Genomic DNA, 22,265 nt, shown 5'->3' with positions numbered 1-22,265 from the left:
CGACAGGCCGAGGCCGCGGGCGCCATCCTCGTCGAGGTCGAGCAGGGTCAGCGGCCGCAGCATCAGCGCGGCCGCCAGCGCCGCCAGGGCCAGGCGCGGCGCCAGGGCCAGCACCCCGCCCCAGCTGTTCTGGTTCAGTGATCCGCCCTGCTGCACGAACAGGTCGGTCAGCGCCTCGTGGTTGAACAGCACCAGCATCTTGCTGGCGGCGTCGAGATAGAAGGTGACGACCAGCCCGGCCAGGATCACGGCGATCGGCGCCAGCCTGTGGCGCCAGCTCAGCAGCAGGATCAGGGCGATCGCCACGATGCTGCCGAGCAGGGCAACGGCCTCCTGCCCGGCATCCAGGAGCGACGGCGCCATCAGCGTGGCGGCGATCAGCGCCAGCCGGGCTCCGGCGAAGACGCCCAGCGTCCCGGGCTCGGCCAGCGGGTTGCGCAGCGCCTGCTGGAACAGCACGCCGGCCAGGCCGAGCGCGGCGCCGCCGAGCAGCCCCATGGCCAGGCGCGGCAGCCGGCTGTACTGGGCCAGCATCTGGCGCATGTCGGCCGGATCGGGGGCGGTGAGTGCCTGCCGCCATTCCGCCGCCGGCAGCAGCGCCTGCAGATGGTGCAGGAACAGGGCCAGGGCCGCGGCGATCAGCAGGGCCGCCAGCAGGGCCGGCCGGCTCACGGCGGCCGGCCGAGGCAAGGCGAGGTCAGCCATTCGCGATTCCGTGCGTCGGTAGGACCCGGGCGAGCTGCTGGGCGAAGCGGGTTGCGGAGGCCAGGCCGCCATTCGGATAGACCACCGGCATCTCGATCACCCGGCCCTGGCGCACGGCGGGGAGGGCGGACCAGAGCGGGCTGGCCGCGAGCTGGCGCAGGGCGCGTTCGGTCTCGGCGCCGCGGTCGAAATGGATCAGGCGGGCTTCGGCATTGCCGGCGAGCTGCTCGATGCCGATCGAGGTGGTGCCCCAGACATTGGTCCGTCCGGTCCAGGCGTTGCGCAGGCCCATCCGGGTCAGGACGTCGCCGATCATGCCGGCGCCGCCGAAGATCGCGGCGTGGCGCCCGTCCTCGTTGAAGCGGACGACATAGACGGGCCGGTCGGTCCAGGGCTGCAGGGCCTGGCGGGCCTCGGCCAGGGCGGCGTCGGCGCGGTCGGACCAGGCCTGGGCCTCGGCCTCGCGGCCGGTCATCGCCGCCACCCGCAGCAGCAGGTCGCGCACATGCTCGACCGCCGGCTTCTCGGTCGAGAAGGTCGGCAGCCAGGCGACCGGGGCGATGCACTCCAGCCCATGGGGGCCGGCCTCGGCCCAGGACGGGGCCAGGATCAGGTCGGGCCGCAGATGCTGCAGCAGCTCCAGATTGGGCTCCTGCAGCGGGCCCAGGTCCGGCACGCCGTCCGGCAGCGTCGGCTCGGCCACCAGGCGGCGGTACAGCGGGATGTTGCCGACCGCGACGGGCGTGACGCCCAGGGTCAGCAGCGTCTCGGTCAGCAGCAGGTCGATGGTCGCGACCCGGCGTGCGGCCGGTCCGGCGGGGATCTGCGCATGCGCGGAGGCCAGGCCCGCCAGGGCCAGGCCGATCCCCCCCAGGACCGCGCGCCGGGTCGGCATCAGGACGTCACCATTTGTAGCCCAGCGTGGCCGACAGGGTGAACGGCTCGCCGTAGCGGCAGCCGCTGATGTCGACGCAGGTGATGTAGTCCTTGTCGAACAGGTTCTTGGCATTGAGCTGCAGCGTGGTGCCGGTCAGGCGCTCGTCCAGCACGCCGAAATCGTAGGAGACCATGGCATCGACCAGGACCCGGCCCGGCACGTCCTCCTTGAGCGGGCGCTTGTTGGCGTCGACGCCCGGGATGTTGGCGGAGCTCAGATACTGCAGCCCGGCGCCGACGGTCAGGCCCTTGATGCCGAGGCCATCAAGCTTGTAGTCGGCCCAGACCGCGACGTTGTGATACGGGACCAGGGCCAGGCGCTGGTCCTTCAGCTGGCCTTCCAGCGTGCGCGCATCGGTATAGCTGTAGGCGGCGACGAGGTTCAGGGCGCCGAGGCTGGCCCGGGCCTCCAGCTCGATGCCCTGCGACCGCACCTTGCCGGTCTGGATCGAGTAGGTGGTGTCCTCGGGATCCGTCATCAGGACGTGGTCCTGGTCGATCCGGAAGATGGCGCCGCTGATCAGGAAGTTCTCGCCCGGCGGCTGATAGCGCAGCCCGACCTCGTACTGGTTGGCCTTGCTCGGCTCGAACTGTTTGCCATCCTTGCTGATGCCGGCGTTCAGCGCGGTCGGGTCGAAGGACTGGCTGAAGCTGAAATAGGGCGCCAGGCCGTCATCGAACAGGTACAGCAGCCCGACGCGGCCGGTGAAGGCGCTGTCCGACCGGCTCTGCTTCCGCGGCACGCCCAGGGCGTCCAGGACGAGCGGATTGCGGTAGCTGGTGTTGTAGGCGTCGGCCCAGTCGTAGCGGCCGCCCAGCAGCAGGACCAGCTTGTCGTAGATCTTCATCTGGTCCTGGAAATAGACGCCGATCTGCGACCCGGAGTTGTTGAAGCCGGTGTTGTTGCTGTTGACGCTGACCTTCGCATTGTAGATCGGGTCGTAGATGTCGTTGAGCGGGGCGACCGTGCCGCCGAAGCGGTTGGTGTCGTAACCGACCCCGTAGGTGTCGACGCCGGCCAGCAGGGTGTGCTGCACCGGCCCGGTCTCGACCTTCGCCTCCAGCGAGGTGTCGGTGGTGAAGCCGTTCGACAGCTCGTCGCGGTTGATCACGCCCCGGGTCAGGGAATTGTCGGGCCGCAGGGTTCCGTAGCTCAGATAATTCCAGTCCACCTCGGCGTGGTAGTAGCGCAGGGAGTTGCGCAGGGTCAGGCTGTCGTTGAACTTGTGCTCGAGCTGATAGCCGAGCGTGTAGCTCTGGCTGTAGTACTTGTCGTAGCCCTTCTGGCCGATGAACAGGTCGCGCGGGATCTTTCCCTCGCGCAGCTCGGTGAAGGGCATCGGCGGCGCGAAGCGGGTGTAGATCTCCTGATAATCGCTCAGGAAGGTGATCGTGGTCGCATCCGACGGCCGCAGGGTGAAGGCCGGGGCGATGTACAGCTTGTCGTCCGGCACGTGATCGACCCAGTTGCCGGAATCGCGCCACAGTCCGGTCAGCCGGTAGGTCAGTTTGCCGTCAGGGTCGATCGGGCCGCCGGTGTCGCCCGAGAACTGGGTCCGGCCGTAGGTGCCGTACTCGGCATTCAGCTCGTGGAACGGCGTGTCGGTCGGCCGCTTGCTGACCGCATTGACCACGCCGCCCGGGGTCACCTGGCCGTAGAGGATGGAGGAGGGGCCGCGGAGCACTTCGATGCGCTCCAGCCCGTAGGGCTCCTGGTTGCCGTCATAGACGTTCGACTGCAGCTTCAGGCCGTCGCGCAGCATGCCGGAGGCGCCGGTGGCCACGTTGAAGCCGCGGATCATGAAGTCGTCATTGATCCGGCTGTAGGCGCCGGACTGGAAGGTGATGCCGGGCGTGTAGGTCAGGGCCTGGGACAGGGTCTCGGCGTTCGTCGCCGTGATCTGGTCCTGCGGGACCACCGAAATCGACTGCGGCGTCTCGATCAGCGGCGTGTTGGTCTTGGTGGCGCTGAGGCTGGTGTTGGCCACGAAGCCCTGCACCGGGCCGGTCGGGCTCTCGCCCTGGCCCGTGACCACAATCTGGGGCAGGACGATGCTGCCCCCGGGCTGCGTCTGCTGCGACTGCGGCTGGGCCGGTGGCTGAGCTTGCGTCTGAGTCTGCGCCTGCGCGGATGTCCCGACCGATCCGCCGGCCGTGACGAGAATGGTAGTCGTTAGCAACATCCGCACGCGATCGCGCGCGCCGTATCCAGCACCCATGCCACCCCATCCCTTCCTATCCGGAATCGCGGGCACCGGCGATCCTCGCCGCGCCCGTCTTCGAATGCCGGGTGCTGCTTAACAAGATTAATAATGACTCGCAATCTCATTCGCAGAGATTTTCGGCGATCTCGACGGATCGGGCCGCCCCACCGGGCCGGCCGCCACGGGCCGCCGGCCGATTATCACGCCCGGCTGAGGCGGTCGAGGATGGATTGGGCCTGGTCGAGATGGCGCTTCACGATCGGCACCAGCTGCGTCGCGATCGCCTTCAGCGCCGGGTTGCCGCCGAAGCTGCTGTAGTCCTGCTGCAGCTTCAGCGCCGTCGTGTGGGCCTCCACCTGTGTCCGCATGTACAGCCGGTCGAAGTCCTGCTCGGTCGCGTTGGCCAGGTCCTGCAGCAGCTGGTCGTGAGGGGCGTCGACCGAGACGGGCAGGGAGAGGTCCTGGCCCTTCGCCGCATCCGCCAGCTGCTCGCTGGCCTTGGTGTGGTCGTCGAGCATCATCCGGGCGAAGCTGCGAACCTCGTCCGACGACGCTTTCTGCAGCGCGACCTGGGCCGCCGAGATCTCGAACAGGCCGCTGATCGCGGTCTGCCGGGCATAGGTGGCGGCGTCGATCTGCACGGGCTGGGTGGCCGCGTCGGCGCTCTGCGCCGATGCGGCCGGGACGGTCGCCAGGCAGGCCAGGGCGGCGAAACTCAGGGCGGCCAGGAGTCGTCGCATGGGTCGGCTCCGTGATCGGTCGGCTTGCCTGGTCAACGCGAGGCCCGGATCGCCGGTTCCGGCGCCGGCGACAGCGGGTCGATCCGGATCTCGGCGATCAGCGGCAGGTGGTCGGAGGCGTGCCGCCCCTCCGGATCGACACGGCTGCCGACCAGCGCGTGGCGCGGGCGGCAATAGACCCGGTCCAGCGTCAGCACCGGCCAGCGGGCCGGGTAGGTGCGCTGCGGAGTCCGCGCCGGCAGCGTTTCGGCCAGGGAACGGCGGACGGCGCCGTTCCAGGTCCAGTCGTTGAAGTCGCCGAGCATGACCGAGGTCGGCGCGGCGCTGTCGGCGATCCGCGCCAGCATCGCCGCCTGGCGCCGACGCTCGGCGAAGGCGAGGCCGAGATGGACGGCGGCGAGGTGGAACGAGCCGCCCGGGGCCGAGACCATGGCCTCGATGGCGCAGCGCGGCTCCCGCCGGGATTGGCTCAGATCATGCAACTGCACGGCGGAGAGCGGCCAGCGGCTGATCAGCAGGTGCCCGTAATGCCCGTCCGGCGCCACGATGGTGCGGGCCGCGGCGGTGTGGGGCCCCAGCGCGGCGGCAAGCCGGGCGAAGGGCGATTCCGCGCCGGCGCCGCGGCCGGGCGAATCGACCTCCTGCAGCGCGACGATGTCGGGCCGGTGCCGCTGTACCAGGGCGATCACCCGGTCCAGGTCGTAACGGCCGTCCGGGCCGATGCCGGCATGGATGTTCCAGGTCAGGAGGCGGAGAGGCTCGTGCCCGGTCACCGCGGATCCCGCCGCGTCCGGCTGACCAGCGCCTGCAGCCCGACCGACAGGGCGATCCACGCGGCCACGACCGCGAGCAGGATGCCGATCCGCGCCGGCGACGGGTCGGTCAGGATCGACAGCAGCCGGTCGCCCAGCGTCGACAGCACCAGCAGGCCGGGGGCGAGGCCGAGGGCCGTGCCGAGGACGAAGTCGAGCACCGGGATCCGCGCCGCGCCGGCCACCAAGTTGACCAGGGTGAAGGGCGCGATCGGCACCAGCCGGATTGTCGCCACCGCGACGATGCCGCGCCGGGCGACGCCGTCGCGGATCCGGTGCAGCCGTGGGCCCATGACGGCGCGCAGCGCGCTCTCGCCGGCCACACGCCCGACCAGGTATCCGGCCATGGCGCTGGCCAGGGCGCCGGCTCCGGCATAGGCCAGGCCCGGCCAGGCGCCGAAGGCGGCGGCGGCGGCGGCGATCAGCACCGTCACCGGGAACATCACCAACCCGCCCAGCACGAAGGCGGCGATCACCAGCGGCGGACCCCAGCCGGTGCCGGCCAGGCCGTGCAGCGACTGCTGCAGCCGCTCCGGATGCGCCCAGCCGGCAAGGTCGGTGGTGCTCCAGGCCAGGGCCAGCAGCAGGGCCGCGACGGCGATCGGGGCCAGGCGCAGCAGGCCGCGCCAGCGCGCCTTGACCGAGGCCAAGGCGCGCTCGATCAGGCCGGTCGCGGGCAGCGGCCGATGCGGGTCGGCGAAGTCCGCCAAGCTCCAGCCCTGCGGGGGGGCGATCGGACGGTCGTCATCCACCGGCTGCAGCCGGCGATCCGGATTGCCAGCGCCGTCGATCGCCGCCAGCAGCGATCCGGTTTCTTTGAGGCGGCACTCGATCTCTTCCGGCGCCACCCCGCAATGCTCGCCCAGCAGCCGGGCGCGGATCCGGCGGATCGCCCGGCGCTCGGTCTCGTCCGTCGCCTCGACCACCAGGTCGCATTCGCTGTCCACGGCCATCGACCGGTTGCAGAGATTGGCGGAGCCGATGCGCAACAGGCGGTCGTCGACGATCGCCAGCTTGGAGTGGACCATGACGTCGGCGGCGCCCTCGTCGGCGCCGGATTGCGGGTGCAGCAGCCGGACCCGGGCGTCCACGCCGGCGGCGCGCAGGATCTCCATGAACCGGATGCGGCCGGGCGCCATCGCCCGATGCTCGACCCAGCTGTGATGGATCCGGGGGGCCGTGATCACCGCCTGCAGCCCCGGCACCTCCCGCATCCGGCGGGCCAGGCGCTCGGCGATGCGGGTGCAGGTCACGAACTGATTCTCGATGTAGATCGCCTCCCGCGCCGAATCGATCATGTCCTCGTACAGCGCCTCGATCTCGCGCACCTCGCCCTCGCCGGGATAGTCCGGCAGGGTCCGCGAGATGCCGACGGCGACGTCGCGGAAATCGGGCTCGACCCCCTCGGGCCAGGGCGCAAGCCGGCCATTGAGGGCGGGAAGCGCCTCGCAGCTCGCACGCTCCCAGCGCCACCGGGCCAGCTCGGCCAGGGCCCGGGCGGCAGGGCCGTCGACCACCATCTGCACGTCGTGGAAGGGCGGGTAGGGGACGCCCGCCGGATCGGCCCGCCCCGGGGCCACGGGGCGGTGGGCGGGGGTGTCCCAGCGCCGGATGGTCAGGTCGATGCCGCCGACGAAGGCCACGGCGTCGTCGATCACCACGATCTTCTGGTGGTGCGAGGAGCCGACGGGGATCTCGTCGTCCAGGCACAGCTCGATCTGCGGCGGCGTGCTCCATTGCAGGGCCAGCAGCGGCAGCGGCTCCCGCTCCAGCGCGTAGTACAGCGAGTAGTTCCACAGCAGCAGCTTGACCGACAGCTCGGGCCGCTCGCGCACCAGGGCGCACAGGAAATCGCCCAGCGTCCGCGGCAGCCCGTCCGCCGGCTCGCCCTCCGGCCCGACCAGCGGGGTGCGGCTGTCGATGTCCCAGCCGATCACCAGGATGCGGTGCCGCGCCTGCCGCATGGCGGAGCGCAGCGCCCCGTAATAGGCGGCGGCATCGACCAGCACCGCGGCACGGCGGGCGTGCTCGATCCGCCAGACATTGTGGCGCGGCCGCAGCACGGACGTCTCGAGGCCCGGATCGTCCGCCTCGTCGAATGCGGCCACAGTCCGATTGATCCTCACGGCGCGGATCCCTCGCTTCGTGTCCTGTCTCATCAACGCGCGGGAACAGGAAATGTCGCCTGCGGCGGGTTATCCCGGACCTTGCCGGGCGCAACGCTCCCGGCTACGAGAAGCAGCATCGTCGCCCGGAGATGAGCCGACCCCGCCATGAGCATGATGACCGACGGCGCCGCCGCCACCTGGGGCATCGCCGCGCTGGCGACGGGTGGCGTCATCCTGCGGCCCTGGCGCCTGCCGGAGGCGATCTGGGCGGTGATCGGCGCCGTGGCGCTGGTCGGCTTCGGCCTGCTGCCGATCGGCGATGCCCTGACCGCGATCGGCAAGGGCGCCGATGTCTACCTGTTCCTGATCGGCATGATGCTGCTGGCCGAGCTGGCGCGGACCGAGGGGCTGTTCGACTGGGCGGCGGCGATCGCGGCGCGCAAGGCCCGGGGATCGGCCGGCCGGCTGTTCGGCCTGACCTATGTCGTCGGCATTGTCGTCACGGTGTTCCTGTCGAACGACGCCACCGCCGTGGTGCTGACACCCGCGGTCTATGCCGTGGCGCGGACGGCCGGCGCGGCGCCGCTGCCTTATCTCTTCATCTGCGCCTTCATCGCCAACGCCGCCAGCTTCGTGCTGCCGATCTCCAACCCCGCCAACCTGGTGGTATTCGGCAGCCAGATGCCGCCGCTCCTGACCTGGCTGTCCTGGTTCGCCTTGCCGTCGGTGCTGGCGATCGGCGCCACCTTCGTCGTGCTGCGCCTGACCCAGGCCAAGGCGCTGCGCGCGCCGATCGCGACCGGGGTGACGGTGCCGGCGCTGCCGCCCGGTGGCCATATGGCGGCCTGGGGCCTGGGCGTCACCGCCGTGGTGCTGCTGCTGGCCTCGGCCTTCGGCCTCGATCTCGGCCTGCCGACGGCGGTGTGCGGCCTGGCCACCACCGCCGCGGTGCTGCTGCATCGCCGGGCGGCGCCCTGGGGCCTGCTGCGCCGCATCTCATGGGAGGTGCTGCCGCTGGTCGCCGGGCTATTCGTGCTGGTCGAAGGGCTGGACCGCACCGGCGTGGTCCATCTCCTGGCCGCGACGCTCCAGGAGGCCGCAGCCCGCTCGGTCGATGGCGCCGCCTGGGGCACGGGCGCGATCGTGGCGATCGCCACCAACCTGATGAACAACCTGCCGGCCGGGCTGATCGTGCAGTCGACGCTTGGCCAGGCTCCGATGCCGCCGCAGGTGACCGGTGCGGCGCTGATCGCCGTCGATCTCGGCCCGAACCTGTCGGTCACCGGCTCGCTCGCCACCATCCTCTGGCTCGTCGCCCTGCGCCGTGAGGGGCTGGAGGTCGGGGCCCTTCAGTTCCTCCGCCTCGGTCTGCTGGTGATGCCGCCGGCGCTGCTGCTGGCGCTGGCCGGCTTCCTGCTGCCGTGGTGAGCGAGGCGCGCCCCGCCCCGGCGGCGGCGCCTCGGGCCGGCTTCAATCCGCGCGCCCTGGACGCGGTCAATTTCTTCCTGGCCGATGCGCGCGGTGCCGTCGGGCCCTATCTGAACGTCTACCTCGTCACCGCCCAGGGTTGGAGCCAGTCGGCCCTCGGCATCGTCACCCTGATCAGCGGGATCGCGGCCCTGCTGCTGCAGACCCCGATCGGCGCCGCGATCGACCGCACCCGCCACAAGCGCGGGGCCATCGTGCTGGCCCTGGCGGTGATGGCGGTGGGCGCAGTCGTCATCTTCCTCCGCTCGGATTTCTGGTCGGTCCTGATCGCGAGCGGGCTGATCTCGATCGTCGGCGACGTCTTCGGCCCCGCGGTCGCGGCGCTGACCCTGGGGCTGGTCGGCCGTCGCGGGCTGGCGCGGCGGACGGGGCGCAATGCCGCCTATGACCATGCCGGCAACATCGTCATCGCACTGATCGCCGCCCTTGTCGGCTGGTGGGTCTCGCAGCGCGCCGTGTTCCTGCTGATGCCGGTCTTCGCCGTCATGGCCGTCGTGGCGACGCTGTCGATCCCGGCGCAGGCCATCGATCACGACCTCGCCCGCGGCGCCGATGCGGCGCATGGGGCGGAGGGGAAAGGCGCCCAGTCCGGCTGGAGCGTCCTGATCCGGCACCGGCCGCTCGTGATCTTCGGGATCTGCATCTTCCTGTTCCATTTCGCCAATGCGCCGCTGCTGCCGCTGGTCGGACAGGTGCTGGCCTTTGCTCATCCGGACTGGGCGACGGCCATGATGTCCTACTGCATCATCGCGGCGCAGGCGGTGATGCTGCTGGTCGCGATCCTGGTCGGCCGGATGGCGGATCGCTGGGGGCGCAAGCCGATCTTCCTGGCCGGCTTCGCCATCCTGCCGGTCCGTGCCGTGCTGTTCACCCTGTCGCATCACAGCGGCTGGCTGATCGCGGTGCAGCTGCTGGACGGTGTCGGCGCCGGGATCTACAGCGTCCTGACGCCGCTGGTCGTGGCCGACATGATGCGCGGTACTGGCCGCTACAACCTGGCCCAGGGCGCGGTGGCGACGATGACCGGCATCGGCGCCTCGCTCAGCGGCCTCGCCGCCGGGGTGATCGTCGACGCGCTCGGCTTCGACGCCGCCTTCCTCGCCCTGGGTATGGTCGCCGCCGCCGCGGCTCTGGTCTTCGCCATGGCGATGCCGGAGACGCGGCCGGACCAGACCTGAGCACGCCGTCGATCAGGCGGTGCGTACCCAGACCAGCATCTCCCCCGGGTCGCGATTGTCCCAGGCGTAGTAGGGCACGGCCTTGATCCGGACCGGATGCTCGGCCGGCGGCGTGGTGCGGTAGAGGTCGTCGCCCCAATCCGACACCGGCTGCGCCCGGGCCTGGCCCTCCAGGGTCACCACCCCGCCCAGCAGGCCGGGCTCGTCGCGCGGAGTCAGCCTGGCATCCGCCGGCAGCACCAGGCTGTTCAGCGGCACGCCGTTGTCGACGCCCTCCAGGCAATAGACCAGGGGCCCGCGCCGGATCGCGGCTCGCCCGGCATCGTGGCGGATCTCGGGATGGGCGTGGATCCGCTCGACCGCCAGCTCCAGGTCCAGCCTGACCGTGTCGCCGGCCGTCCAGCGCCGGGCGATGGCGGCATAGCCGTTGCGGGTGATCGTCGCGAGGTCCAACCGCTCGCCATTGACCGACAGGCCGGCCTTGCGGCACCAGCCGGGGATGCGCAGATGCAGGGTGAAGCTGGCCGGCGCCTCCGGCTCGACCGTCAGGGCGACGGCGCCGTCCCAGGGATAGCGCGTCTGCTGCACCAGCCGGACCTTGCCGCCGGCAACATCCAGAGTCGCGGTGCTGTCGTTGTAGAGATGGACGGCGATTGCGTCCTCCGACACGCCGTACATGGTGCTGCCGATCGAGGCGGTCAGCCGGGCGATGTTCGGCGGGCAGCAGGGGCAGCGGTGCCAGGTCCAGCGATGGTGACCGCCGCGGCTCTCCAGCGGGTTCTCGTAAAAGAAGGTGGCGCCGTCCAGCGACAGGCCGGAGGAGGCGCCGTTGTACAGCGCCAGCTCCATCATGTCGGCGTAGCGGGCATCGGGGCCGAGGCCGAGCATCCTTCCGGCCCAGAACACGAGGCCGACCGCGGCGCAGGTCTCGGCATAGGCGCTCTCATTCGGCAGGTCGTAATCGGCGGTGAAGCCCTCATTGTCGGCGGAGGGGCCGAGCCCGCCGGTGACGTAGAGGCGCTTGCTGGTCAGGTCGCGCCACAGCCGCTCCAGCGCCACCCGCAGGCTGTCGTCGCCATACTCCATCGCGATGTCGGCCATGCCGCTGTACAGGTACATGGCGCGCACGGCGTGGCCGACGACCTTGTCCTGCTCGCGCACCGGAAGATGCGACTGGTTGTACTCGTAGGTCTTGAAGATGTAGTCCTTCGGGTCGCGTCCCTGCTCGCGCGCCTCGGCGTCGTAGAAATGCGGCTGCCGGCCGCGCTCGTCGATGAAGTATTTGGCCAGGTCCATGTATTTCTGCTGGCCGGTGACGCGGGCCAGCTTGACCAGCGCCAGCTCGATCTCCTCATGGCCGCAATAGCCGCGCTTCTGGTCCGGGCCGGTGCCGAGCACCGCGGCGACGTGGTCCGTGAAGCGGCACATGATGTCCAGCAGCTGGCGCTTGCCGGTGGCCTGGTAGTAGGCGACGGCACCCTCGATCAGGTGGCCGGCGCAGTACAGCTCATGGCAGTCGCGCAGATTGGTCCAGCGCCGTCCCGGCTCGATCCGCTGGTACCAGCTGCTGAGATAGCCGTCGGGCTGCTGCAGCCGGCCGTACAGGTCGATGACGTGGTCGACCTTGCGCTCCAGCTCCGGGTTCGGGGTGCGTTGCAGGCAGTAGGCCGCGGTCTCGATCACCTTGCCGAAATCCGAATCCCAGAACATCTGGGCGGTGACCAGCCCGCCATGGAAGGGGATCTTCACCCCCGGCGAGGGCGCGTCGGGGTCGATCTGCTGCAGCATCCCGGCCTCCTCGCAGCGCTGGTAGAGGGTGTCGGCGGTGCGGGCGCAGACGGCATCGATGCGGTCGCCCCAGAAGCCGCGGACCTCGACCTGCGGTACGGCGGGCGGGCGGAAGCGGGCGCGTGGCGCGGCATCGGCGGCAGGGGCGAGGTCGGCGGTCATCCGGAACTCCATCGATCGGTCGGTCAGGGAATGCTCGCGCCTACTTCACCGCGCCGGCCGTCAGGCCGCGGATGTAGAAGCGCTGCAGGGCGAGGAACAGGATCAGGCAGGGGATCATCATCACGGTGACGCCGGCCTGCACCGCGCCCCAGTTCACGGCGCCGAAGCGGCCGGAGCGGACGGCGGTCATCAGGATCGGCAGGGTGAACTTGTCCTGGTCGGTCAGCAGGATCAGCGCCGCCAGGAACTCGTTCCACGCGGCGAGGAAGGCGAACAGCGCCACGGTGACGATGCCGGGGAAGACCAGCGGCAGCATCACCCGGGCGAGCAGCTGCAGGCTGCCGGCGCCGTCGATCCGCGCCGCCTCCTCGATCTCGCGCGGCACTGCGTCGAAGGCGTTGCGCATCATGAAGATCGAGAAGGGCAGCTGCAGCGTGACGTAGATCAGCACCAGCCCGGCCAGCGTGTTCTGCAGCCCCAGCCTGGTCAGCAGCAGGAACAGCGGCGTCAGGATCGACTGGAACGGGATCATGATCGTGGCGATGACCAGCACGAACAGCGCGTTCTTCAGCGGAAAGCGGAAGCGCGAGAAGCCGTAGCCGCCGAGCAGGCTGACGATCGATGTGACGGCCGCGGTGGCCAGGGCGACGGTCAGGCTGTTGCCGGCGTAGTGGCCGATGCCGGTGCCGAAGGCGTCGAGTGCTTTGTAGCTGTCGGTGCTCCAGCCCGCGCCCGGCCAAGGGGGCAGCGGCGGCAGGTTCGCCTCCGACCCCGGCTTCAGGCTGGCCAGCATGGTCCAGGCGATCGGGGCCAGGAACAAGAGGGCGGCAATCAGCGCCGCGGCCTGCAGCAGGATTCCGGGCGCGGCCCGGCGCAGCGGCACGGTCGTGCTCATCACTCGCCCTCCGGCTGGCGCAGCAGGCGCAGCTGGATCACGCTCAGGACCAGCAGGATGGCGAGCAGCACCATCGACAGCGCCGCGCCATAGCCGAGACGGAACGAGACGAAGGACTGGTTGAAGATCCAGTAGACGGCGGTGACGGTCTGGTTGCGCGGGCCGCCGCCGAGGATGATGTAGAACTGGTCGAAGGCCAGCATCGACCCGGTGACCGACAGGATCAGCGCCAGGGCGATGGTCCGCCGCATCAGCGGCAGGGTGATGCGCCGGAACCGGGCCCAGGGGCCGGCGCCGTCGATCTTCGCCGCCTCGAGGTAGTCGGCCGGGATGCCCTGCAGCCCGGTCATCAGGATCACCATGGTGAAGCCCGCGACCTTCCACACCACCATGGCGATGATCGACCAGAAGGCCGGGTCGAAATCGGCCAGCAGGTTGACCCGGCCTTCGGTCAGCCCCAGCGCCTCACCCGCCGAGCTGAAGAGGCCGGCATCGACGTTCAGCAGCCAGGCCCACAGCAGGCTGGCCGAGGCGAAGCCGACCACCACCGGTAGGAAGTACGCGGTGCGGTAGAAGCCGGCGAAGGGCCGCGGCTTCTCGACGAACAGCGCCAGCGGGAAGGCGGCGGCGAAGATCGCGACGGTCACCACGACGGTGTAGAGAGCGGTGAAGCGCAGCGCGTTCCAGAACCGGGTGTCGCGGGCGATGGCGAGGTAGTTGTCGAGGCCGATGAAGCGCGACGCGCCCATCAGCGGCCAGTTGTGCAGCGACATCCACGCCGTCATCGCCAGCGGCACGACGAAGAACACCACCACCAGCGCCACCGCCGGCAGGACGAAGAGGAGGCCGGCCCATTGCTGCCGGCGGGCGGGGTGGCGGCGGGCTCTCGTCCTCGGAATCGCGCCGGCGGCCTCGGTCGTGGAGATCATGCCGGTCTCCTTCCGAAGCGGATCGGTTTGCGCGGCGAGGCCGGCGCCACCCCCTCACCCGAAATCGCTGCGCGATTTCGACCTCTCCCCAGGGGAGAGGTAATTCGGCGCTGCGTCCCTTTCCCTCTCCTCGGGGAGAGGGAGGGGCCCGACGCCGAAGGCGACGGGAGGGTGAGGGGGAGCGCCGCAGCCGATGAGAGCCGGGCTCCCATGGGGAAGGAGCGGGCCATCACCGCCCTCAATTCCCCGGGGCGCTGTCGATGATGCCCTGCATCGTCTCCTGGGCGGTGGCGAGGGAGCCGTCGACGTCGTCGCCGAAGAACACCTCGTTCACCATCTGCACCCAGGGGCTGTTCATGCTGTTGATGATGTCGTTGAAGACCACGGAATAGGGCGTCCGGCCCTTGGCCATGGCCTCGGCCGCGATCTTGTAGCGGGGGTCGAGGTCCTTCAGCGCCTGGTCGGAGATGTCGCCGCGCACCGGCAGGCTGCCGTAGCGGGCCAGCAGCGTCTGCCCCTCCAGCGAATAGGAGAAGTCCAGGAATGCCTTGATCGCCTTCAGCTTGGTGGTGCCCCTGGTGACGACGAAATTGTCGCCGCCGGCGAAGGACGACCAGCCGCCGGTCTTCCCCGGCAGGAAGGTGACGCCGTAGTCGATGTCCGGGAACTGCGTGTTCAGGGCGCCGATGGCGAAGGCGCCGGACGGGGCCAGGCCGATATTGCCGCGGGCGAAGGCGGCGAAGAAGTTCGACCCGGTGTCGGTGCGCGCCCCCTCGGGCACCAGCCCCTTCTTGACCATGTCGCGGTAGAAGGCGATGGCGTCGCGCATCTGCGGCGTGTCCAGCGTCGCCTTGCCGCCATCCTCGGTCAGGATGTCGCCGCCACTGGCCCAGATCAGCGGCGTGAAGGTGAAGATGTTGCAGCCGCCGCAGGCGCCGGAGAAGTAGAAGCCCTTGATGTCGCCGCCCAGCGCCGCGACCTTCTCCGCAGCCGCCTCGATCTCGGCCCAGGTCGTCGGACCCTTCTCCGGGTCCAGCCCGGCCTGGCGGAACAGCTTCTTGTTCCAGATCAGGACCGAGCTGTCGGCGGAATAGGGCAGGCCGTAGATCCGGCCGTTGTAGGTGCCGGTCTTCACATGCGCCGGCGACAGCTTGTCGAAATAGGGCAGGGACTTGGCCCAGTCGGTGATGTCCTCGAGCTGCCCGGCGGCGGCGAAGGACGGGGTGTAGATCAGGTCCAGCGACAGCGCGTCCGGCGCCTGGCCGCCGGCCGCCGCGGTCGCGTATTTCTGCACCAGTTCCGCCACCGGCACGATCTGCAGCTCGGCCTTGTCCTCGTGGCTCTTGTTGAAGGCCTCGACGATGCGGGGCATGAAGTTCGACCCGTCGGACCGCACCCACAGGGTGAAGGTCTCGGCCGAAGCGGCGGAGACGGTGAGGGACAGGAGGGCCATGCCCCCGGCCAGGCGCTGCATCAGACGCTTCATCTCGTGTCCTCCCTCGGTTCCGGCCGCACTTCCAGCGGCCTTGTTGATCCAGCCGGTGCGATCATCCTCCCGGCGGGGCGCCGCAGGACTGCCGCACCACCAGGCGGCAGGGCAGCTTGCGGATGCCCGGTTCGATCGGCTCGCGGTCGACCAGCTTCAGCAGGGTCAGCCCGGCCTCGCGGCCCAGATCCTTCAGGTTCATGTCGACCGTGGTCAGCGGCGGGCGCGTCGCGGCGGCGACGATCTCCCAGTTGTCGAAGCCGATCACGGCGACGTCGTCCGGCACCCGGCGGCCGCGTTCGCGCAGCGCGTCGACCACGCCGCGGGCGATCTGGTCATTGCCGCAGAACACCGCGTCCGGCGGGCGGCCGATGCCGTCGAACAGGTAGCCGGCGGCCTCGTGCCCCCAGCCCTCGGTCCACTGGCCGGTCAGCACGCCCTGCTCGGGCTCCTCCAGCCCGGCCTCGCGCAGCACGTCGCGATAGGCCTTGGCCCGCTGGTGCACGACGCGGAAGCTGGACGGGCCGGTGACATGGGCGATGCGCCGCCGCCCCAGCCGGACGAGATGCTCCATCGCCAGCCAGGCCCCGGCCTCGTCGTCGGAGACGAAGCCGATCGACTCCGGGTCCGGCTCGGTGAAGGCGTAGATCACCGGGATGCCGAGGCTGGACAGGTCGACCGGCAGGTGCCGGTCGATCCGCTTGCCGGAGGCGATGATGCCGTCGACCCGCTTCTCCAGCATCGCGTCGACATGGGTCTGGGCCAGCCGCGGGTCGTCCTCGATGTTGCACAGGAAGACCGAGACGCCGTTGTCGACCAGCGCGTCGGCGATGCCGGCCATCACCGGCAGGGTGAAGCGGCCATAGGTGTCGTTGGTCAGCAGGCCGACGGTGAAGCTGCGCTGCCGCGACAGGCTCTGCGCCAGCCCGTTCGGGCGGAAGCCCAGAGCCTTTGCGGTCTGCCGGATCCGCTCGCGCGTCTCGTCGGCCATCCGGCCCTGGCCGTTCAACGCCTTCGACGCGGTGGCGACGCTGACCCCGGCGGCCCGCGCCACGTCGCGAAGGGTCACCGGCCGGCCGGGGGCCTTCGGAGCGGATCGTGGTGACCTCTGGTCCATGCCGAGCCCGGTCGTGTCCCTTGAGGAAAGTGGTTTCTCACGTCACTTTCGGGACGTTTGTCTTTTTGGTTGAGAAACCGTTTTCTCAGGCACGGTAAGCGAAGAGGCCGGGCGACGGCAAGCCTGAATCGGTGAGGGCCAAATGGTTGGAGTTTCAGACCAGCGCTCTATCCCTTTGCCGTCATTCCCGCGAAAGCGGGAATCTCTGCCCGATCAAAGCGGCGCGAGATCCCCGCTTTCGCGGGGATGACGGATTGGAGGGCTGAAAAGTCGTGTCAGTGTCAGGCCGCCCGGACGAAGTGGTTGTCGGCGATCTGGCGCACGCCGCCGGTCATCCGGGCGGCGTCGCGGGCCTGGGCCACCAGGTCGGCCTGCAGCTGCGAGGCCTCGCCATGGAACGGCCGCTCCGGGTCCGGCACGGCGGAGAGCAGCAGCTGGGTGTAAGGGTGCTGCGGCGAGTCGATGACCGCGCCGGTGTCGCCCCATTCGACGATCCGGCCGGCATACATCACCGCGATCTCCTCGGCGACGTAGCGCGCCGTGGCGATGTCGTGGGTGATGTAAAGGAAGGCTATGCCGCGCTCGCGCTTCATCCGTTCCAGCAGGTTGAGCACGCCGAGCCGGATCGAGACGTCGAGCATCGAGGTCGGCTCATCGGCCAGCACCACCTCAGCGCCGACCGCCAGGGTCCGGGCGATGTTCACTCGCTGGCGCTGCCCGCCGGAGAGCTGATGCGGGTATTTCGGCGCGGTGGCCTCCGGGTCCAGCTCCACCGCCGCCAGCAACTCCATCACTCGGGCGCGCAGCGTCTTGCGGTCGGCCATGCCGGCATGCAGGGACAGCGGGCGGGCGATGTGGTGGAAGATGGTGTGCACCGGGTTCAGCGACCCGAAGGGATCCTGGAACACCATCTGCACCGCACGGCGATAGGCCAGCAGCTCGCCCCTGCCGTCCAGCGTAGCGACGTCGCGGCCGCGGAACAGCACCCGGCCGGAGGAGGGCTGGTGCTGCAGCATCAGGACGCGGGCGCAGGTGGTCTTGCCGCTGCCGGATTCGCCGACCAGCGCCAGGGCGCGGCCGGCATAGAGCTCGATCGACACGTCGTCCAGCGCCTGTAGCGGGCCGAAGCGCTTGCCGACGCGCTCGAGGGCGAGAAGGGGCGTGTGGCTCATGGCGTCGCCTCCGCGGCGTCCTGCAGCGCGGTGCGCCGGGCCCCGTGCACAGAGGGGAAGGAGGCCCAGAGCTTGCGCGTGTACTCATGCGCCGGGGCGCGGAAGATCTGCTGCGCCGCCCCGACCTCGACCAGCCTGCCCTTCAGCATCACGCCGATGCGGTCGCAGAACTGCACCATCAGGCTGAGGTCGTGGGTGATGAACAGGATCGAGAAGCCCAGCTTCCGCCGCAGCCCGTCGATCTGCTGCAGGATCTCGCGCTGGACCACGACGTCGAGGGCGGTGGTCGGCTCGTCCATCACGATCAGCTTCGGGTTCAGCGCCAGGCAGATGGCGATGACGATGCGCTGGCGCATGCCGCCGGAGAACTGGTGCGGATAGTCGGACAGGCGCTTGGGGTCGATGTCGACCATGCGCATCAGCTCGGCCGCGCGGTCATGCGCCTCGGCCCGGCTGCAGCCGGTGTGGGTGACCAGCACGTCGCGGAACTGCGCCTCGACCGTCAGCACCGGGTTCAGCGCGTTCATCGCGCTCTGGAACACCATGCCGACCTCGCGCCAGCGGAAGCGGCGCAGCGCCTCGCCGTTCAGGCGCAGCACATCCTGGCCGTCGAAGCGGATCTCGCCGCCGCTGATCAGCGCCGGCGGCTTGTGCAGCCGGGTGATGGCGAAGGCGATGGTGCTCTTGCCGCAGCCGGATTCGCCGGCCAGGCCGAACACCTCGCCGCGGCCGATGTCGAAGCTGACATCGTCGACCGCCCGGAAATCGCCGCGGTCGCCGACATAGTCGATGGTCAGGCCCTGCACCGACAGCAGGGGTTCCGGCGCCGCACTCATATCCGGGCTCACGGCCGCGCCTCCCGCAGCCGGGCCAGCCGCTTCCAGCGCGCCATCGACCGGCCGATGCGCAGCTGCGGGTTGGCGACCTCGTCGATGGCGAAGTTCAAGAGCGACAACCCGGCGCCCAGCAGGGCCAGCACGGCGCAGGGGGCCAGCAGCTCCCACCACGCCCCGACCGCCATGGCCGAGGCGTTCTGCGCGTTGAACAGCATGATGCCCCAGGAGATGGTCTGCGGGTCGCCCAGGCCGAGGAACTCCAGCGTCGCCTCCGTGATCACGGAATAGATCACGCTGCCGATGAAGTTGATGCCGACGATCGACACCAGGTTCGGCAGCAGCTCGAACAGCATGATGCGCCAGCGCGGCTCGCCGATCATCTCCGCCGAGCGGACGAATTCCTTTTCCCGCAACGCGAAGGTCTGGGCCCGGGTCACCCGCGCGCCCCAGGCCCAGGACGTGGCGCCGATGATCAGGGCGATGACCAGCGGGCTGGCCTGGCCGATGAAGGCGGCCAGCACCAGCAGCAAGGGCAAATTTGGTATGACCAGCACCACATTGGTGGCGAAGTTCAGCGCCTCGTCGACCTTGCCGCCGAGATATCCCGCTGCGATCCCGACCGCGGTGCCGATCACGGTGATCAGCAGCCCGGCACCGAAGCCGACGGCCAGCGAGGTGCGGGCGCCGTAAACCAGCTGGGCGAAGACGTCGTAGCCGTTGCGGGTGGTGCCGAGAACGTGGGTGGCCGACGGCTCCTCATGCGGGCGGCCGACCCGGCGCGACGGGTTGTAGTCGGTCAGGAGCGGCGCGATCAGCGCCATCACCACCAGGGCGGCGACGATGAACAGGCCGATCGCGGCCTTGCGGTTGGACAGGGCGGCCAGGATCATCCGCATGGTTCAGCTCCTGCGCAGCCGGGGGTCGAGCCAGGCATAGGCGATGTCGGCCAGGAAGTTCGCCGCCAGCATGGCCAGGGTCATGATCAGCAGCTGGCCCTGGATCACCGGATAGTCGCGCCCCAGGATCGCCTTGTAGAGGGTGTTGCCCAGCCCCGGATAGTTGAACACCACCTCGGTCACCAGCGACCCGCCCAGGATCTTGCCGATGGCGATGGCCAGGCTGGTGACGCCGGGCAGAAGCGCGTTTCGGGCGCCGTACATCAGCATCACCCGCCGGTCGGCCAGGCCCTTGGCCCGGCCCATGGTGATGTAGTCCTCGCCCAGCAGGTTGATCATGTTGTTGCGCATGGTGACCAGGAAGTCCCCGGTCAGCACCACCGACAGCGTCACGATCGGCAGGATCGCGTGATAGGCGACGCTGAGGATGTACTCGGCCGAGAAGGCGGGGTCGATCGAGGTGTCGGCGGCATAGCCGGTGGGGAACCACTGCAGGGTGAAGCCGAAGACGAACAGCCCGAACAACGACACCACCACCGCCGGGGTCGCGGTGGAGACGATGGCGGTGGTGGAGACCGTCACGTCGAAGCGGCTGCCGCGGCGCCAGGCGGCGACGATGCCGAGCAGGGTGCCGAGCGCGAAGCTGAGCAGCGTGGCCCCGCCCATCAGCACCAGGGTCCAGACCAGGGCGCGGCCCAGCACGTCGGAGACGGGCGTCGGGAAGTACTTCACCGACATGCCGAGGTCGCCGGAGAAGATGCTGCCGAGATAGGACAGATACTGCTGCCACAGCGGCCCGTCGACGAAGCCGAAGGTGGCCTTCAGCGCCGCCAGGTTCTCCACCGACAGCCGGGTGCCGGACTGCGAGAACATGATGTCGATCGGGTCGCCCGGCATCAGCCGCGGGATCAGGAAGTTGATGCTGGCGGCCACCAGGAAGGCGACCATGTAGAAGATCAGTCGTCGGGCGACGAAGGCCATGTGGTCAGGTCATCCGGCTGGTGGGCGGTCTGTGGACGGATGGTGGTCCGCAATCCCCCATCTGTCATGCCCGGGCTTGACCCGGGCATCCAGAGAGCGTCGACACCCTCTGGATTGCCGGATCAAGTCCGGCAATGACAGAAGAGGGGATGGGACCTCGACTACTGCACCGGCTTCAGCGCCAGCAGGTGCAGCAGCCGCTCGTGGTTGGGGTCATAGTTCTGCGGGCTGACGAAGGGGTTGTCGGCGGTGGCCCAGCCGGTGAACCGCTTCGAGTTGTATTCGTACCAGATCGGGTTGTTGTAGACCGGCACCACCGGCATCTTCTCCGCCAGCAGCGTCTGCGCCTGGTCCAGCAGGTCCTTGCGCTTGGCGTCGTCGGTGGTCTGCGTATAGGCGTCCAGCAGCTGGTCCAGCTTCGGGTCGAAGAAGCGCTGCGCCGAGAACCGGGTCTTGCCCTTGTTCCGGGAATGGAAGGCGTCGTCCATCTGGTAGTAGGGCGTGGCGCCGACATACCAGGAGTTCAGGGCCATGTCGAAACTGCCGTCCAGCAGGCTCTGGCGCCAGGCCGCGCCGTCCGGCGTCGCCAGCTTGACGTCGATGCCGATCTGGTTGAGGCCCTCGATCGCGATCTGCGAGGTGCTGATCCAGTCGGTCCAGCCATTCGGCACGATCAGGTCGAAGGACAGCTTCTCGCCGTCCGGCGTGTCGCGGAAGCCGTCGCCGTCCTTGTCCTTGAAGCCGGCCTGGTCCAGCAGGGCCTTGGCGGCGTCGAGGTCGTACTGCGTGTATTTGCCGTACTGCTCCTTGACCTTAGGGTCGGCCCAGCTCTCGAACCGCTTGCCGAAGGTGCCGGGGTCGTCGTTCAGGGTCGGGTAGCCGTAACCGGCGACGTTGACCATGGCATCGCGGTCCATCGCCATGCTGACGGCGCGGCGGAAGTCGACATTGTCGAAGGCCTTGCGGTGGACCGGGTTCGGGCTCTCGAGGTTCATCACCACCGCGACCAGGCTGCCCGGCGGGAACCAGTAGCCGTGATGGTCCTTGTCGGCGGCGACATAGGTCTTGTCGATGTCCGGCAGGAAGGAGGCGAACCAGTCCAGCTCGCCGCTGTTCGCTGCGGTCAGCGCTTGGTCGTTGCTGGCGATCTGCGGGAAGCGCAGGCAATCCACCTTCAGCGACGCGGCGTCCCAGTAATGCGGGTTGCGGCACTGCTCATAGACCTGGGGGGTGAAGCGGGTGACCTCGGTCATCGGCCCGGTGCCGATCGGCTTCTCGTTCAGGTAGGTGACAGGGTCGGCCACGTCCTTCCAGGCATGCTGGGCGATGATCGGCATCTCGGCGATCTTCTCCGGCCCCAGCGCCGTCGGCTCCTTGAAGGTGAACTTCACCTGGGTCGGGCCCGATTTCTCGACGCCGTCGATCACCTGCCAGATGCTGTTGAAGTCCAGGGCCGGGAATTTCTTCATCAGCTCAAAGCTGAACAGCACGTCGTCGGCGGTGAAGGGCTGGCCGTCCGACCATTGCACGTTGTCGCGCAGGTCGAAGGTCACCGACTTCAGGTCGTCGGCCAGCTTCATCGCCGTGGCCAGGCGATAATACACCTTGTTGTTCTGCATCCGGTTGAAGATCACCAGCGGCTCGTAGATGAAATCCATCGTGCTCTGGCGGTACGAGGTGCGGTTGAACGGGTTGAAGTTCCGCACCCAGTTGGTCTCCTCCTCGATATGCATCGTCAGGACGGACTGAGCGAGGGCCGTGGCGCTCGACGCCGCCAGCAGCGCGGCGGCGAGCAGGAATGCCGACTTCTTCTGCCTCATGACATTGGCCTC

The 22,265-nt window shown here is 69.4% G+C and carries 18 protein-coding genes; 2 read left to right on the top strand and 16 right to left on the bottom strand.

Annotated elements, in window-relative coordinates:
- The 6 genes from P409_RS04980 to P409_RS04955 form a co-directional block, all read right to left on the bottom strand.
- On the bottom strand, window positions 1–705 hold a 705-nt coding region (locus P409_RS04980; protein ID WP_161790341.1), incomplete at its 3' end, for an iron chelate uptake ABC transporter family permease subunit.
- A complete protein-coding gene (locus P409_RS04975; protein WP_052120046.1) occupies window positions 698–1,600 on the bottom strand; it encodes an ABC transporter substrate-binding protein in 903 nt (300 codons plus the stop codon). The genes P409_RS04980 and P409_RS04975, both read right to left, overlap by 8 nt.
- A 7-nt stretch (window positions 1,601–1,607) precedes the next feature.
- On the bottom strand, window positions 1,608–3,677 hold the full coding sequence (locus P409_RS04970) for a TonB-dependent siderophore receptor (RefSeq protein WP_034832498.1): 2,070 nt from the start codon (window positions 3,675–3,677) through the stop codon (window positions 1,608–1,610).
- Between the two features lie 368 nt (window positions 3,678–4,045).
- Window positions 4,046–4,585 carry a DUF4142 domain-containing protein gene (locus tag P409_RS04965; protein ID WP_052120045.1) on the bottom strand — a complete coding sequence of 180 codons (540 nt, stop codon included), beginning with the start codon at window positions 4,583–4,585 and terminating at the stop codon, window positions 4,046–4,048.
- A 32-nt stretch (window positions 4,586–4,617) separates the two neighbouring features.
- The gene (locus tag P409_RS04960) at window positions 4,618–5,358 is read right to left on the bottom strand and encodes an endonuclease/exonuclease/phosphatase family protein (RefSeq protein WP_238578597.1); all 741 of its coding nucleotides are present in this window, start codon (window positions 5,356–5,358) and stop codon (window positions 4,618–4,620) included.
- The gene (locus tag P409_RS04955; RefSeq protein ID WP_034832496.1) at window positions 5,355–7,505 is read right to left on the bottom strand and encodes a VTT domain-containing protein; all 2,151 of its coding nucleotides are present in this window, start codon (window positions 7,503–7,505) and stop codon (window positions 5,355–5,357) included. The genes P409_RS04960 and P409_RS04955 overlap by 4 nt, the downstream gene beginning before the upstream one ends.
- 165 nt (window positions 7,506–7,670) lie before the next feature.
- On the opposite strand from P409_RS04955, the gene P409_RS04950 reads away from it, so the two are divergent.
- Both P409_RS04950 and P409_RS04945 read left to right on the top strand, forming a co-directional pair.
- Window positions 7,671–8,933 carry an arsenic transporter gene (locus tag P409_RS04950; protein WP_034832495.1) on the top strand — a complete coding sequence of 421 codons (1,263 nt, stop codon included), beginning with the start codon at window positions 7,671–7,673 and terminating at the stop codon, window positions 8,931–8,933.
- A complete protein-coding gene (locus tag P409_RS04945; protein ID WP_052120044.1) occupies window positions 8,930–10,171 on the top strand; it encodes an MFS transporter in 1,242 nt (413 codons plus the stop codon). Before P409_RS04950 ends, P409_RS04945 begins: the two co-directional genes overlap by 4 nt.
- Before the next feature lie 12 nt (window positions 10,172–10,183).
- Here the strand turns inward: P409_RS04945 and P409_RS04940 are convergent, their stop codons facing one another.
- The 10 genes from P409_RS04940 to P409_RS04895 form a co-directional block, all read right to left on the bottom strand.
- Window positions 10,184–12,121, bottom strand: a complete 1,938-nt coding sequence (locus tag P409_RS04940) for a glycoside hydrolase family 127 protein (protein ID WP_034832504.1) — start codon at window positions 12,119–12,121, stop codon at window positions 10,184–10,186.
- Between the two features lie 40 nt (window positions 12,122–12,161).
- Window positions 12,162–13,016, bottom strand: coding sequence for a carbohydrate ABC transporter permease (locus P409_RS04935; RefSeq protein ID WP_034832494.1), 855 nt, complete (start codon window positions 13,014–13,016; stop codon window positions 12,162–12,164).
- The gene (locus P409_RS04930; RefSeq protein WP_052120043.1) at window positions 13,016–13,945 is read right to left on the bottom strand and encodes a carbohydrate ABC transporter permease; all 930 of its coding nucleotides are present in this window, start codon (window positions 13,943–13,945) and stop codon (window positions 13,016–13,018) included. The genes P409_RS04935 and P409_RS04930 overlap by 1 nt, the downstream gene beginning before the upstream one ends.
- Before the next feature lie 238 nt (window positions 13,946–14,183).
- Window positions 14,184–15,431, bottom strand: a complete 1,248-nt coding sequence (locus tag P409_RS04925; protein WP_034832493.1) for an ABC transporter substrate-binding protein — start codon at window positions 15,429–15,431, stop codon at window positions 14,184–14,186.
- 61 nt (window positions 15,432–15,492) lie between these two features.
- Entirely contained in the window at window positions 15,493–16,500 is a 1,008-nt protein-coding gene (locus P409_RS04920; protein WP_034832492.1) for a LacI family DNA-binding transcriptional regulator, read from the bottom strand.
- Window positions 16,501–16,829: 329 nt separating this feature from the next.
- Window positions 16,830–17,720: an ATP-binding cassette domain-containing protein gene (locus P409_RS04915; RefSeq protein ID WP_034832490.1), complete on the bottom strand. Its 891-nt coding sequence runs from the start codon at window positions 17,718–17,720 to the stop codon at window positions 16,830–16,832.
- Window positions 17,717–18,568, bottom strand: coding sequence for an ABC transporter ATP-binding protein (locus P409_RS04910; protein ID WP_202964557.1), 852 nt, complete (start codon window positions 18,566–18,568; stop codon window positions 17,717–17,719). The genes P409_RS04915 and P409_RS04910 overlap by 4 nt, the downstream gene beginning before the upstream one ends.
- The gene (locus tag P409_RS04905; protein WP_034832485.1) at window positions 18,565–19,452 is read right to left on the bottom strand and encodes an ABC transporter permease; all 888 of its coding nucleotides are present in this window, start codon (window positions 19,450–19,452) and stop codon (window positions 18,565–18,567) included. The genes P409_RS04910 and P409_RS04905 overlap by 4 nt, the downstream gene beginning before the upstream one ends.
- A 3-nt stretch (window positions 19,453–19,455) precedes the next feature.
- Window positions 19,456–20,433, bottom strand: a complete 978-nt coding sequence (locus tag P409_RS04900) for an ABC transporter permease (RefSeq protein ID WP_034832483.1) — start codon at window positions 20,431–20,433, stop codon at window positions 19,456–19,458.
- A 161-nt stretch (window positions 20,434–20,594) separates the two neighbouring features.
- The coding region (locus P409_RS04895; RefSeq protein ID WP_343285491.1) for an ABC transporter substrate-binding protein at window positions 20,595–22,265 on the bottom strand (1,671 nt) is incomplete at its 5' end.

Source organism: Inquilinus limosus MP06 (assembly GCF_000767795.1).
Classification (GTDB): Bacteria; Pseudomonadota; Alphaproteobacteria; order DSM-16000; family Inquilinaceae; genus Inquilinus; species Inquilinus limosus_E.
The sequence above is the reverse complement of the archived record's forward strand: the minus strand, read 5'-3'. Positions and strand labels throughout refer to the sequence as shown.